Source organism: Streptomyces sp. G7(2002) (assembly GCF_028870195.1).
GTDB lineage: Bacteria > Actinomycetota > Actinomycetes > Streptomycetales > Streptomycetaceae > Streptomyces > Streptomyces nigrescens.
Window position 1 is genome coordinate 4,497,575 of the sequence record NZ_CP102609.1, and the last position, 12,933, is coordinate 4,510,507.

Consider the following 12,933-nt stretch of genomic DNA (forward strand, 5'->3'; position numbering starts at 1 on the left):
GGAATCGCCTTCATCGCATTCATCGCCTTCATCGCAGGCACCTCATCCACACCCCCTCTCCCTCCCGCTCCCGCTTCCTCCGGATGGCACTCCGCAGATGACATGACCACTCCACCGCCTCTCCGGGTCAGGACGCGCCGAACAGCAGGCCGTAGAGCCCGAAGGTCCCAAGGGTGACCGGGATCAGTGCCACCACGCTCGCCGACTCGGCACGGTCCAGCCACCGTCGCAGCCGGGCGAGCGAGGGCTCCGGCACCCGCACCGCGAGCACCGCGACCGGCAGCACCGCCAGCAGACCCAGCACGGCCAGCGCCGGTCCCGGCGCCCCGCCGTCGGTGGCCCAGAGCACCACCAGCCGTACGCAGACCGCCAGTCCGGCCGCCAGCAGCGCGCCGACCTCCACCGCCAGCGGATACGCCCGTGCCCGTGAGCACAGCACACCGCACAGCAGCAGCGCGGCGAGCACGGTCCAGAGGCCGGGTGTCTGCACCGCGAGCACCCCCGCCGCACCCGCCGAGGCCGCCGCGACCGTCGTGGCCGGGGCCAGCTCCCGGTGGGTCGCGCCCAGCGCGCCCGCCACCTGGTGCCGGCTGACCGGCGTACCGCCGGAGCGCAGGTCGTCGAGCCGGGTCAGACCGGCGGCCCGCAGCGCGAGACGCGGCAGCTGGCCCAGGACGAGGACGGAGACGAAACCGAGCACAACTCCCGTACGTGCGGGGGTGGTCAGCGCCAGGCCCAGCTCCCAGGCGCCCACCGCGAGCGCGAGTGACGCGGCGCCGGTCAGGCCGCCGCGCCCCAGCCCCGTACAGAGTCCGAGGAGGGCGAGTACGGCCGCCACGGTCAGTCCGACGGCGGCGAGCCTGGCGCTGCCGCCCGGGAGCGCCTGCCAGGCCGCGGCCACGCCGAGCACCCCGCCGAGCAGCAAGAGGGCGGCTCCCGGGGCGTGCTGCCCGTGCCGCGCGGCGAGCGCGCCGACGGCCGCACCTGCGACGGTGACGAGGACGGCGGCGATGCCGAGCCAGAGGACGGTGCCCCCATTCGCGTACCAATTGCCCGCGCAGACCCCGGTGACCGCCGCGAGCAGCACGCTCGCCGTCACCGCCGTCCAGACCCTGCTCCGCTCGCCCCAGCCCCAGCCGCGGACATCAAGGGGGGCGGCCACCGCGTCGGTGAGGTCCCGTGTGGCGGAATCCGGCCGTCCCGCGGCGCTTTCCGGCTTCAGCAACTGGCCGTCGTAACCCCGCGCCATCGCCCCTCGCCCCTCCCGTTGTGCATCGCCACACCTTACGGTCCCGTCGGCGCGCCGTGTCCACCACTCCGATAACGGGACAGGCACTGTGCCGCACCCCCGTACCGTCCCGGCTCAGGTGCTTTGACCTGCAACGGGACGCTTGATGCGGGGAGGGGAATGGGGCAAACCCCACCCCAGTCCCCCGAGCTACCCCATGGCACCCGGGACGGCGGACGGGCAGGCTGGGCGCATGACGGAGAGTTCCCGACCCAGTGCTGCCGAGGACGCCCTTGACGGCGCCTCACCACCGCCGCCCAGAGCGCCGCTCAGCGCCACGACGTGGCGGGAGATCGCCTATCTGCTGGCCAACTTCCCTTTGGGTATCGCGGCGTTCGCGGTGTTGATGGTGTGGGTCCTGCTGGGGGTCGGGCTGTCCGTCATCGTGATCACGCTGCCGCTGCTGGTCACGGGGCTGATGGCGTGCCGGCAGTACGGGAGGCTGGAGCGGGCCCGGGCGCGGGCGTTGCTCGGGGTGCGGGTCGAGGAGCCGAGCCGGCTGCGGGCCCGGTACCCGGGGTTCCTGCCGTGGTTGTGGACGGGGCTGAAGGATCCGGTCGCCTGGCGGCATGCGCTGTTCGCGTTCATCCGGCTGCCGTGGACGGCCCTCACGTTCACGGTCGTCTTCGTCCTGCTCTTCCTGGGGTGGCCGGCGCTGCCGTGGGTGGCGCGCTGGCTGTCCAACGTCGACCGGGCGATGGTGCGCGGGCTGCTCTCGCCGTCCGACGAGCTGGAGCGGCGGATCGCCGAGCTGGAGTCGGACCGGGTGACGGTCACCGACACCGCGGCCGCCGATCTGCGGCGCATCGAACGGGATCTGCACGACGGTGCGCAGGCCCGGCTCGTGGCGCTCGCCATGGGGCTCGGCCTGGCGAAGGAGAAGCTGCTGGAGGGCCAGGCCGACGCGAGCGTGGCGGCGATGGTGGACGAGGCGCACGGCGAGGTGAAGCTGGCGCTGCAGGAGCTGCGGGATCTGGCCCGGGGCATCCATCCGGCGATCCTCACCGACCGGGGGCTGGGGCCCGCGCTGACCTCGCTGGCCGGGCGCTGCACGGTGCCGGTCACGACGGCCGTGGACCTGGCCGAGCGGCCCGCGCCCGCCATCGAGGGCATCGTCTACTTCACCGTCTCCGAGCTGCTGCAGAACGTCTCCAAGCACAGTGCGGCGCGGCAGGCGTCCGTCGAGGTGTGGCGGGTCAAGGGGGGAGGGCCCACCGGGGCTGCGGACAAGGGCGGTGACGGGCGGCGGACGGGCGACCGGCTGCTGATCCAGGTGTCGGACGACGGGAAGGGCGGGGCGCGGCTGGACGGCGGCAGCGGGATGACCGGGCTCGCCGAGCGGCTGGGGTCGGTGGACGGGCTGTTCGTGCTGGATTCGCCGGTGGGCGGGCCCACGCGGGTGACGGCGGAGCTGCCTTGGCGTGCGCGGACGGGGGCCGGGGCCGGGGCGAGGACAGGGGCGGGGACGAGGGCCTGAGCGGGCATCGGCCGGTCGGCCGGTCGGCCTGTCGGTCGGCCCGTCGGCCCGTCGGCCCGTCGGCCTGTCAGCCCGTCCGGGCGCCCGGGCGGCGAGGCCGATTGTGGTCGACCTCAGGTCCGGGGGTGGGGATAACCCCAGGCGAAGACTGCGAAGACCCTCATGGTGCGGGGGGCGCCGGTCGCGGACGCTGGTCATGGCGGAAAAGGCCGCACGGAGCGGCAGAGCAGACAGCGGCGCCGACAGGGCAGACCGCGCCCGGCAGAACGGACGACGAGACGATGGATACCGCATACGCAGCGCATCCCCGCGGCCCCCGTGTGCCCGTGTGGCTGAGTGCCCCGTTCTCCGGGCGCACCTGGCGGGAGTTCCTCTACCTCTTCCTCAGCCTCCCGATGTCCGTCCTGATGTTCGTGTACGCGATAACGGTGATCTCGCTGGGCGCCGGTCTGCTGGTGACGTTCCTGGGCATCCCGGTGCTGGCGGGCGGTCTGGCCGGCAGCCGTGCGCTGGGCGGTCTGGAGCGTGCCAGGGCCCGCGCCCTGCTGGGACTGGACGTCGCCGATCCGGAGCCGGCCCGGGCCTCCAAGCCGGGCCTGATGGGGTGGGTCGGGGCCGTGCTGAAGAGCGGGGTGTCCTGGCGGCACCTCGTCTACTCCGTGCTGCACATGCCGTGGGCGGTCTTCTCCTTCGTCTTCTCGGTGACGTTCTGGTCCGTCGGCTGGGGACTGCTGGCCTATCCGCTGTGGCGCTGGACCTTCCTCGCGTATCTCGACCAGCCGGGCATCCAGATGTGGGGCGACGGCAGGGGCAACGGCATCTATCTCGACACCCCGGCGGACATCGGGTTCACCAGCGGGCTCGGGCTGCTGCTGGTGCTGGCCGGACCGTGGGTGATCCATGGGCTGACGCAGGTGGACCGGGTCATGGTCCATGGCCTGCTGGGGCCGTCCTCCCTCGCCACCCGGGTGTCGCAGCTGGAGTCGGACCGTGGGGTGGTGGTGGACACCGCGGCGGCCGATCTGCGGCGCATCGAGCGCGATCTGCACGACGGCGCACAGGCCCGGCTGGCGGCGCTCGCCATGGACCTGGGCCTGGCCAAGGAGAAGCTGGCGGAGGACCCGGAGGCCGCGGCCAGGATGGTGGACGAGGCGCACGGCGAGGTGAAGATCGCGCTCCAGGAGCTGCGGGACCTGGCCCGCGGGATCCATCCGGCGATCCTCACCGACCGGGGTCTCGGCCCGGCGCTGTCGGCACTGTCCGCGCGGTGCACGGTCCCGGTGACGGTGACCGTGGATCTGGACCACCGGCCGGCCGCGGCGATCGAGGGCATCGCGTACTTCACCGCCTCCGAGCTGCTGCAGAACGTCTCCCGGCACGCCCGGGCCACCAGCGCCACGCTCGACGTCTGGCGCACCGCGGACCGGCTCATGGTGCTGGTCGCGGACAACGGCGGGGGCGGCGCGCACACCGGCAGCGGCACCGGCCTGGCCGGCCTCGCCGAGCGGCTGGATGCCGTCGACGGCCTGCTGATAGTGGACTCCCCGGTCGGCGGACCGACGTCCATCACCGCCGAACTGCCGTGGCGCGGATGACCGCCGGGCGGCGCTGAGGGGGCCTCCGGGTCAGCACCCGCGGAGACTCGCCCGCCCCTCCCGCCCGGCCCCTACCGCCCGGCCCTCTCCGCCCCCTGTCTCCACCCCTGCTCCCCCTCACCCGCCTCGTTTCCGTCCGGATGCTGGGATGCTGGGGTCCGGCAGGGACGGGACGGGATGACGCGTGGGGGGATCTGAGCCGTGGAGGACAAGGTGCGGGTGGTCATCGCCGAGGACTCGGTGCTGCTCCGGGAGGGCCTGACCAGGCTGCTCACCGACCGGGGGCATGAGGTCGTGGCCGGTGTGGGGGACGCCGAGGCGCTGATCAAGGTGATCGGGGAGCTGGCGGACGAGGGGGCGCTGCCGGATGTGGTGGTGGCGGACGTACGGATGCCGCCGACGCACACCGATGAAGGGGTGCGGGCCTCGATCCGGCTGCGCCGGGACCACCCGGGCCTGGGCGTGCTGGTCCTCTCACAGTACGTCGAGGAGCAGTACGCGACGGAGCTGCTGGCCGGTTCGAGCCGGGGCATCGGCTATCTGCTCAAGGACCGGGTGGCCGAGGTGCGGGAGTTCGTCGACGCGGTGGTCCGGGTCGCCGGGGGCGGGACCGCCCTGGACCCGGAGGTGGTGGCACAGCTGCTGGGCCGCAGCCGTAAGCAGGACGTGCTGGACCGGCTGACACCCCGGGAGCGGGAGGTGCTGGGGCTGATGGCCGAGGGCCGGACGAACTCCGCGGTCGCCCGGCAGCTGGTGGTCAGCGACGGTGCGGTCGAGAAGCACGTCAGCAATATCTTCCTGAAACTGGGCCTGGCGCAGAGTGACGGGGATCACCGAAGAGTGCTTGCCGTACTCACCTACCTCAACTCCTGAGCGTCTGACACTCTGTCAGATGGGCTGTCCGAGGTGTTTTCCGCCCAGGTCGAGGACTTTGGGCGTAGAACCAATGGAGGAGTCCGGAGCGTCATGAACAAGGGGGTCACGGGGGCGGTGATTTCATGACAAAAGCACCAGATCGCTGTCTCATGCTGACGTCCACCATGCGATCGACCCAAGGAAGGCCACCCTTACCCACGTACGATGGTTATGGGACAACCGGTCGGTACGACACGTCCCGAGCCCTGCCTCCGGCGGGGACGCCGCACCCCTCGAGGGAGGTCCGAAGCAGTGACCAGCCAGGTCAGTAGCCCAGCCGAGCAGACCGACGCAGCGCTTGTCGGGGAACAGCGCGCTTCCGGTAACGGCGGCGAAGGCAAAGAAGTCCGACGTCTGGACCGGGTGATCATCCGGTTCGCCGGAGACTCCGGTGACGGTATGCAGCTCACCGGCGACCGGTTCACCTCGGAGACGGCGTCGTTCGGCAACGACCTGTCGACGCTGCCGAACTTCCCCGCCGAGATCCGGGCCCCTGCCGGGACCCTGCCGGGCGTCTCCAGCTTCCAGCTGCACTTCGCCGACCACGACATCCTCACGCCCGGTGACGCACCGAATGTGCTGGTCGCGATGAACCCCGCCGCCCTGAAGGCGAACATCGCCGATGTGCCGCGGGGCGCGGACATCATCGTCAACACCGATGAGTTCACCAAGCGCCCGATGGCGAAGGTCGGCTATGCCACCAGCCCGCTGGAGGACGGCTCGCTGGAGGCCTACAACGTCCACCCGGTGCCGCTGACCACGCTGACGATCGAGGCGCTCAAGGAGTTCGGGCTCTCCCGCAAGGAGGCCGAGCGCAGCAAGAACATGTTCGCGCTGGGGCTGCTGTCGTGGATGTACCACCGGCCGACCGAGGGCACCGAGAAGTTCCTGCGGGCGAAGTTCGCCAAGAAGCCGGAGATCGCGGAGGCGAACGTCACCGCGTTCCGGGCGGGCTGGAACTTCGGCGAGACGACGGAGGACTTCGCCGTCTCCTACGAGGTCGCCCCGGCGACGAAGGACTTCCCCACCGGCACCTACCGCAATATCTCCGGGAACCTCGCGCTGTCCTACGGGCTGATCGCGGCGGGCCGGCAGGCGGATCTGCCGCTGTACCTGGGCTCGTACCCGATCACCCCGGCCTCCGACATCCTGCACGAGCTGTCCAAGCACAAGAACTTCGGTGTGCGGACGTTCCAGGCGGAGGACGAGATCGCCGGTATCGGCGCGGCGCTGGGCGCGGCCTTCGGCGGCGCGCTGGCGGTGACCACCACCTCCGGCCCCGGTGTGGCGCTGAAGTCGGAGACCATCGGTCTCGCGGTCAGTCTCGAACTTCCGCTGCTGATCGTCGACATCCAGCGCGGCGGGCCCTCGACGGGGCTGCCGACGAAGACCGAGCAGGCCGATCTGCTGCAGGCGATGTACGGACGCAACGGCGAGGCGCCGGTGCCGATCGTGGCGCCCAGGACCCCCGCCGACTGCTTCGACGCGGCGCTGGACGCGGCCCGTATCGCGCTCACCTACCGCACCCCCGTCTTCCTGCTCTCCGACGGCTATCTGGCCAACGGCTCCGAGCCGTGGCGGATCCCCGACATCGATGAACTCCCCGATCTGCGGGTCCAGTTCGCCTCCGGCACCAACCACCAGCTGGCGGACGGCACCGAGGTGTTCTGGCCGTACAAGCGCGATGAGCAGACGCTGGCCCGTCCCTGGGCCGTGCCGGGCACGCCGGGCCTGGAGCACCGCATCGGCGGCATCGAGAAGCAGGACGGCACCGGCAACATCTCCTACGCCCCCGCCAACCACGACTTCATGGTGCGCACCCGCCAGGCGAAGGTGGACGGCGTCGAGGTTCCCGACCTCGAGGTCGACGACCCCGCCGACGAGAGCGGCCAGGGCGCCAAGACCCTTGCCCTGGGCTGGGGTTCGACATACGGACCGATCACCGCGGCGGTCCGGCGCGTCCGGCGCGGGGGAGACCGCATCGCGCAGGCCCATCTGCGCCATCTCAACCCCTTCCCGCGGAATCTCGGCGAGGTCCTGGCGCGTTACGACAAGGTGATCGTGCCGGAGATGAACCTCGGACAGCTCGCCACTCTGCTGCGCGCCAAGTACCTCGTCGACGCGCACTCGCACACCCAGGTCAGCGGAATGCCGTTCAAGGCCGAGCAGCTCGCGGAGGTCTTTAAGGAGGCCATCAATGACTGAGACGATCTCGGAGAGGTCCTCGCAGATCGAGGCGCTCTCCCTGGTGCCCAAGGCCGACGCCAAGCAGTCCATGAAGGACTTCAAGTCCGATCAGGAAGTGCGCTGGTGCCCCGGCTGCGGTGACTACGCCGTCCTCGCCGCCGTGCAGGGCTTCATGCCCGAGCTCGGCCTGGCGAAGGAAAACATCGTCTTCGTCTCCGGCATCGGCTGCTCCTCCCGCTTCCCGTACTACATGAACACCTACGGGATGCACTCCATCCACGGCCGCGCCCCGGCCATCGCCACCGGCCTGGCCTCCTCGCGGCGCGATCTGTCCGTATGGGTCGTCACGGGTGACGGCGACGCGCTGTCCATCGGCGGCAACCACCTCATCCACGCGCTGCGGCGCAACGTCAACCTCAAGATCCTGCTGTTCAACAACCGGATCTACGGTCTGACCAAGGGCCAGTACAGCCCCACCTCCGAGGTCGGCAAGATCACCAAGTCGACGCCGATGGGCTCGCTGGACGCGCCGTTCAACCCGGTCTCGCTGGCGCTCGGCGCCGAGGCGTCCTTCGTGGCGCGCACCGTCGACTCCGACCGCAAGCACCTCACCTCGGTGCTGCGCGAGGCCGCCGCCCACCCCGGCACGGCGCTGGTGGAGATCTACCAGAACTGCAACATCTTCAACGACGGCGCCTTCGAGGTCCTCAAGGACAAGGAGAAGGCCGAGGAGGCCGTGATCCGTCTGGAGCACGGGCAGCCGATCCGCTTCGGCGCACTGGCCCCCGACGGCTTCGGCTCCAAGGGCGTGGTCCGCGACCCGGCCACCGGCGACCTCAAGGTCATCGACGTCCGGGAGGAGGGCACGGGCGGTGTGCTGGTGCACGACGCCCACAACCCCTCGCCCACGACGGCCTTCGCCCTCTCCCGGCTCGCCGACGCCGACACCCTCCACCACACCCCCATCGGTGTGCTGCGCAGTGTCGACCGGCCGGTCTACGACACCCTGATGTCCGACCAGCTGGACGCCGCCATCGAGCAGAAGGGCAAGGGCGACCTCGCCTCACTGCTGACCGGCAACGACACCTGGACGGTCGTCGGCTGACCGACCGGCTTCGCCACTTCGCCAGGCCCGCGGGTGCCTCCGGAAGCGTCCTACGTCGCTTCCGGAGGCACCCGTTTGTCGTACGCCGTGATCACGACAGGCTTACCGTCTCGTGCGCCCTGCGGGTCCCCGCTCCCGCGCCGTGCCGGTCCCGTCTCCTGCGCCCTGCGGGTCCCCGCCCCTGCCTCGTGCCGGCGTCCGCTCCCGCGCCATGCAGCCCCCGGCCCCTGCGCCGTGCCGGTCCCGCGTCGGCGGGCGATGCTGAAGGGTGATCCCGCACCAGCTATCCGTACGCCCGTCATAGACGATCGTTTATGGCAGGCGTACGGTCGGGTCCTCAGCCAGCGACGCCCACAGGGGGTAACTCATGAGCTTCGTCGTCACCGGCGCCACCGGGGCACTCGGCCGGCTCGTCATCGAGGAGCTGCTCCGGCGCACCGCACCGGACGAGATCGTCGCCCTCGCCCGCGACCGCGCCAGGGCCGCCGACCTCGCGGCCCGTGGTGTGGAGATCAAGCACGCGGACTACAGCCGGCCCGAGACCCTCCAGGGTGCCTTCGCGGCCGGTGACCGGGTGCTGTTCATCTCCGGCAACGAGGCCGGGCAGCGCCTCACCCAGCACCGCACCGTCATCGACGCCGCGCGGGAGGCGGGCGTCGGGCTGCTGGCCTACACGAGTGTGCTGGGCGGGCCGACGGCCACGTTCTCCATCGCCGAGGAACACCTCGCCACCGAGCAGGCGCTGCTCGCGTCCGGGGTGCCGTACTGCCTGCTGCGCAACGGCTGGTACCACGAGAACTACACGGGCGCGCTGGCCACCACCCTGAAGACCGGCGCCGTCGTCGGCAGCGCGGGCGAGGGCCGGGTGGCCACCGCCGCGCGCCGGGACTACGCCGAGGCGGCCGCCGTCGTCCTCACCGGCGGCGGCCACGAGAACACGGTGTACGAGCTGAGCGGCGACACCGCCTGGACAATGGCCGAGTACGCGGCCGAGGTCTCGCGGCAGACCGGCCGGCGCATCGCGTACCGCGATCTGCCGCCGGAGCAGTATGTGGCGCTGCTGGTCGAGGCGGGCGTACCGGCGCTGGGCGCACAGCTGGTCGCCGACGCGGACGCCGGGATCGCCCGCGGAGAGCTGTCCGCGACGCCCGGCGAGCTGTCCCGGCTCATCGGCCGTCCGACCACGCCGGTCGCCGAGGCGATCGCGGAGGCGCTGAAGGGACTGGAGGGCTGAAGGGGCCGAAGGGGCTGCCCACCTGAAGCGGCCGCGGCCTGGAGCCCCGGCCGTAGCGCCGGCGCCGCCCGTACGGCCGGTCATGACCGTATTTCAAGACGGGCATGACAGGCGGCCCGGGCGGCGCTACGTTCCCCGGAGCGACGCAGCACCACCAGGAGGGTCCCCTTGCAGCCTCGAAGCGACCAGCGCACCGGACTCGCCTACGGCCTCGCCGCCTACACCATGTGGGGCCTGTTGCCGCTCTACTGGCGGCTGCTGGAGGACGCCTCACCGTCCGAGATCCTGGCCCACCGCATGGTGTGGTCGCTGCCCGTCGCCGTCGTCCTCCTCGCCGTGCTCCGCCGCTGGTCCTGGATCGGCCCGCTGCTGCGGCAGCCCCGAAGGCTCGGGATGGTCCTCCTGTGCACCCTGTTCATCTCGGCGAACTGGTTCCTCTACATCTGGGCGGTCAACTCCGGGCATGTGCTGGAGGCGTCGCTCGGCTACTTCATCAATCCGCTGGTCAGCATCGCCTTCGGCGTGCTGCTGCTGCGCGAGCGGCTGCGTCCGCTGCAGTGGACAGCGGTGGGGACCGGGACCGTCGCCGTCATCGTGATGGCCGTCGCCTACGGCCGGGTGCCCTGGATCGCGCTCGCGCTGGCCTTCTCGTTCGCGACGTACGGGCTGGTCAAGAAGGGCATCAAGCTCGACGGGATCGAGGGCTTCAGCGCCGAGACGGCCCTGCAGCTGCTGCCCGCGCTGGGTTTTCTGGTCTTCCTCGGCCTGCGCGGTGAGGCCAGTTTCACCACCGGCGGGGTGGGCCAGGCGCTGCTGCTGTCGGCCTGCGGTATCGCGACGGCGGTGCCGCTGATCTGCTTCGGCGCCTCGGCCGTGCGGCTGCCGCTGACGACGATCGGGATGCTGCAGTATCTGGCGCCGACCTTCCAGTTCGTGCTGGGGCTCACGGTCTTCCACGAGGCGATGCCGCCGGAGCGCTGGGCCGGGTTCGCGCTGGTGTGGCTGGCCCTGGCGCTGCTGACCTGGGACGCGCTGCGGACCGCGGGGCGGGCACGGACGGCGCTGGCGCGGGCCGCGGCCCGCGCGGGCGAGGCGGCCGGGGCAGAGGCGGCGCAGTCCGCGGAAGCGCCCCAGGCAGCGGCGGCGGCACCCCACACCGCGGAGCAGACTTTGCCGCCGCGGCCCCCCGGCCTCACGCAGTGATGTCCCGGGTGGTGAAGCGCGCCCAGGCCGCCGAGCCGAACACCAGGGCGTACAGCGCCTGCAGGCCGAAGTTCTTCTGCAGCTGGTCCCAGTAGACGGGGTCGCGGAGCAGATCCGCGAAGGACAGCCAGTAGTGGGGGAAGAGATACGGCTGGAGGGCGTCCAGCTGCGGAATGGTGTCCAGGATCTGCACGGTGATCAGCAGGCCGACCGTGGTCGCCATGGCCGCGATGCCGCTGGTGGTGAGCGTCGAGACGAACAGGCCGACGGCGGCCAGCCCGGTCAGGGACAGCGCCACCGCGACCGCGATGGCCAGCGCCCGCAGCAGCCCCTCGCCGAAGGACACGGAGGTGCCCGAGAGCAGGGTGACCTCGCCAAGGGGGAAGAGCAGCGCACCGGTCGCCAGTGCGGAGAGCGCCACGACCAGCGTGCCCACCAGGCAGAACGTCAGGGTCGTGGCGTATTTGACCAGCAGCAGACGGGTGCGGCCGGCCGGGGCGACCAGGAGGTAGCGCAGCGTCCCGCCGTGCGCCTCGCCGGCGAGGGAGTCTCCCGCGATCACACCGACGGACATCGGCAGGAAGAACGGCAGGGTCACCGCGAGCGAGGTGAAGACCAGGAAGAGGCCGTTGTGGGTGACCTGGGAGAGGAACGCCGGGCCGCCCGCGCCGCCGTCACCGCCGCCGCCCGGCCCGCCGTCACCGGTCTCGATCCTGACGGCGATGCCGACCAGGACCGGTACGCCCGCGAGCACCGCCAGCAGTGCGAGGGTGCGCCAGCGCCGGAACGTCATGGCGATCTCGCTGCGCAGCAGCCCCAGCGACCACAGCGGCCGGGGAGTGCGCCGCGCCGCCTCAGCCTGCGACATCGAAGCCCTCCCCGGTCAGTGACACGAAGACATCCTCCAGCGAGGCGCGCTCGGTGCCGAAGCCACGGACCCGTACCCCGGCGTGCACCAGCGCGGCGTTGAGGTCCGCGAGCTCCCGCGGCGCCCCGCCGTCCGGCCCGCCCATGGGGGCGTCCGGGGCCGGGAGTTCGCCCGTCACCCGGTCGTCGGTGATCTCCACGCCGCTCACCCCGAGCTCCTTCAGCACGCGGGCCGCGTCCGCGGTGTCGGGCGTGGTGACCGTGAGCCGGCCATTGCCGCGCGGGCCGAGGACCGTGGCGGAGAGGTCGGCGACGGTGCCCTGGGTGATCAGCCGGCCGCGGGCCATCACCGCGGCATGGGTGCAAACCTGCTCGATCTCGTCGAGGAGATGGGAGGAGAGAAAAACGGTCGTGCCGTCCGCCGCCAGCTCGCGGACCAGGGCACGGATCTCCCGCATGCCCTGGGGGTCCAGGCCGTTGGTGGGCTCGTCGAGCACCAGCAGCTCACGGGGCTGGAGCAGGGCCGCGGCCAGGCCGAGGCGCTGCTTCATCCCGAGGGAGTAGGCGCGCGCCTTCTTGCCGGCCGCCGCGGCCAGGCCCACCCGCTCCAGTGCCCGGCCGACCCGCGCGCCGCGGGTACGGGGATCGGCGCCCGGGTCGGCGGCGTCGAACCGGCGGAGGTTGTCCCGTCCGCTGAGGAAGCCGTAGAGGGCCGGGCCCTCGATGAGCGCGCCGACCTCGGGCAGCACCCGGCGGCCCGCGGCGGGCATCGGCTGCCCGAGCACCCGGGCGTGGCCGGCGGTCGCCTGGATCAGGCCCATCAGCATGCGGATGGTGGTGGTCTTGCCGCAGCCGTTGGGGCCGAGGAAGCCGAAGATGCTGCCGCGCGGAACGGCCAGATCGAGGCCGTCGACGGCGAGCCGGCCGCCGCCGTAGGCCTTGGTCAGCCCCCGCGTCTCGATCGCCCGGTCCCCGGCCGGCGGACGCCCGGCCCCGGGCCCGTCGGCGGGCGGGCGCACCCCGTCGGGCCCCGGGGCGGGTGGTGCCGGCATCGGTCCCCCA

At 72.0% G+C, this 12,933-nt stretch carries 10 protein-coding genes; 7 read left to right on the forward strand and 3 right to left on the reverse strand.

Annotated elements, in window-relative coordinates; all coding sequences use genetic code 11:
- Nucleotides 1–127: 127 nt before the first annotated feature.
- Nucleotides 128–1,249 carry a secretion protein snm4 gene (locus NUT86_RS18805; RefSeq protein WP_274736584.1) on the reverse strand — a complete coding sequence of 374 codons (1,122 nt, stop codon included), beginning with the start codon at nucleotides 1,247–1,249 and terminating at the stop codon, nucleotides 128–130.
- Nucleotides 1,250–1,481: 232 nt separating this feature from the next.
- On the opposite strand from NUT86_RS18805, the gene NUT86_RS18810 reads away from it, so the two are divergent.
- The 7 genes from NUT86_RS18810 to rarD all read left to right on the forward strand — a co-directional run bounded on the left by NUT86_RS18810 (nucleotide 1,482) and on the right by rarD (nucleotide 11,004).
- Complete coding sequence (locus tag NUT86_RS18810; RefSeq protein WP_093640299.1) at nucleotides 1,482–2,765, forward strand: sensor histidine kinase; 1,284 nt, start codon at nucleotides 1,482–1,484, stop codon at nucleotides 2,763–2,765.
- 281 nt (nucleotides 2,766–3,046) lie between these two features.
- Entirely contained in the window at nucleotides 3,047–4,360 is a 1,314-nt protein-coding gene (locus NUT86_RS18815; protein ID WP_274736585.1) for a sensor histidine kinase, read from the forward strand.
- Between the two features lie 213 nt (nucleotides 4,361–4,573).
- Entirely contained in the window at nucleotides 4,574–5,233 is a 660-nt protein-coding gene (locus tag NUT86_RS18820; protein ID WP_026169851.1) for a response regulator transcription factor, read from the forward strand.
- A gap of 294 nt (nucleotides 5,234–5,527) precedes the next feature.
- A complete protein-coding gene (locus NUT86_RS18825) occupies nucleotides 5,528–7,480 on the forward strand; it encodes a 2-oxoacid:acceptor oxidoreductase subunit alpha (protein WP_274736586.1) in 1,953 nt (650 codons plus the stop codon).
- Nucleotides 7,473–8,567: a 2-oxoacid:ferredoxin oxidoreductase subunit beta gene (locus NUT86_RS18830; RefSeq protein WP_159487729.1), complete on the forward strand. Its 1,095-nt coding sequence runs from the start codon at nucleotides 7,473–7,475 to the stop codon at nucleotides 8,565–8,567. The genes NUT86_RS18825 and NUT86_RS18830 overlap by 8 nt, the downstream gene beginning before the upstream one ends.
- 367 nt (nucleotides 8,568–8,934) lie before the next feature.
- Nucleotides 8,935–9,801 (forward strand): SDR family oxidoreductase, encoded by an 867-nt coding sequence (locus NUT86_RS18835; protein WP_018090951.1) that lies wholly within the window; start codon nucleotides 8,935–8,937, stop codon nucleotides 9,799–9,801.
- Between the two features lie 168 nt (nucleotides 9,802–9,969).
- Complete coding sequence (gene rarD, locus NUT86_RS18840; protein ID WP_274736587.1) at nucleotides 9,970–11,004, forward strand: EamA family transporter RarD; 1,035 nt, start codon at nucleotides 9,970–9,972, stop codon at nucleotides 11,002–11,004.
- Here the strand turns inward: rarD and NUT86_RS18845 are convergent.
- Entirely contained in the window at nucleotides 10,994–11,872 is an 879-nt protein-coding gene (locus NUT86_RS18845; protein WP_159487725.1) for an ABC transporter permease, read from the reverse strand. The two genes, rarD and NUT86_RS18845, sit on opposite strands and share 11 nt — an antisense overlap.
- The gene (locus NUT86_RS18850) at nucleotides 11,859–12,923 is read right to left on the reverse strand and encodes an ABC transporter ATP-binding protein (RefSeq protein WP_274736588.1); all 1,065 of its coding nucleotides are present in this window, start codon (nucleotides 12,921–12,923) and stop codon (nucleotides 11,859–11,861) included. Before NUT86_RS18850 ends, NUT86_RS18845 begins: the two co-directional genes overlap by 14 nt.
- Nucleotides 12,924–12,933 lie beyond the last annotated feature (10 nt).

Excerpts from the sequence above, each read along its gene's own strand:
- NUT86_RS18810 (WP_093640299.1), top strand. The coding sequence starts at position 1,482 with ATGACGGAGAGTTCCCGACCCAGTGCTGCCGAGGACGCCCTTGACGGC.
- NUT86_RS18835 (WP_018090951.1), top strand. The coding sequence starts at position 8,935 with ATGAGCTTCGTCGTCACCGGCGCCACCGGGGCACTCGGCCGGCTCGTC.
- NUT86_RS18805 (WP_274736584.1), bottom strand. The coding sequence starts at position 1,249 with ATGGCGCGGGGTTACGACGGCCAGTTGCTGAAGCCGGAAAGCGCCGCG.
- NUT86_RS18850 (WP_274736588.1), bottom strand. The coding sequence starts at position 12,923 with ATGCCGGCACCACCCGCCCCGGGGCCCGACGGGGTGCGCCCGCCCGCC.
- NUT86_RS18815 (WP_274736585.1), top strand. The coding sequence starts at position 3,047 with ATGGATACCGCATACGCAGCGCATCCCCGCGGCCCCCGTGTGCCCGTG.
- NUT86_RS18845 (WP_159487725.1), bottom strand. The coding sequence starts at position 11,872 with ATGTCGCAGGCTGAGGCGGCGCGGCGCACTCCCCGGCCGCTGTGGTCG.
- NUT86_RS18830 (WP_159487729.1), top strand. The coding sequence starts at position 7,473 with ATGACTGAGACGATCTCGGAGAGGTCCTCGCAGATCGAGGCGCTCTCC.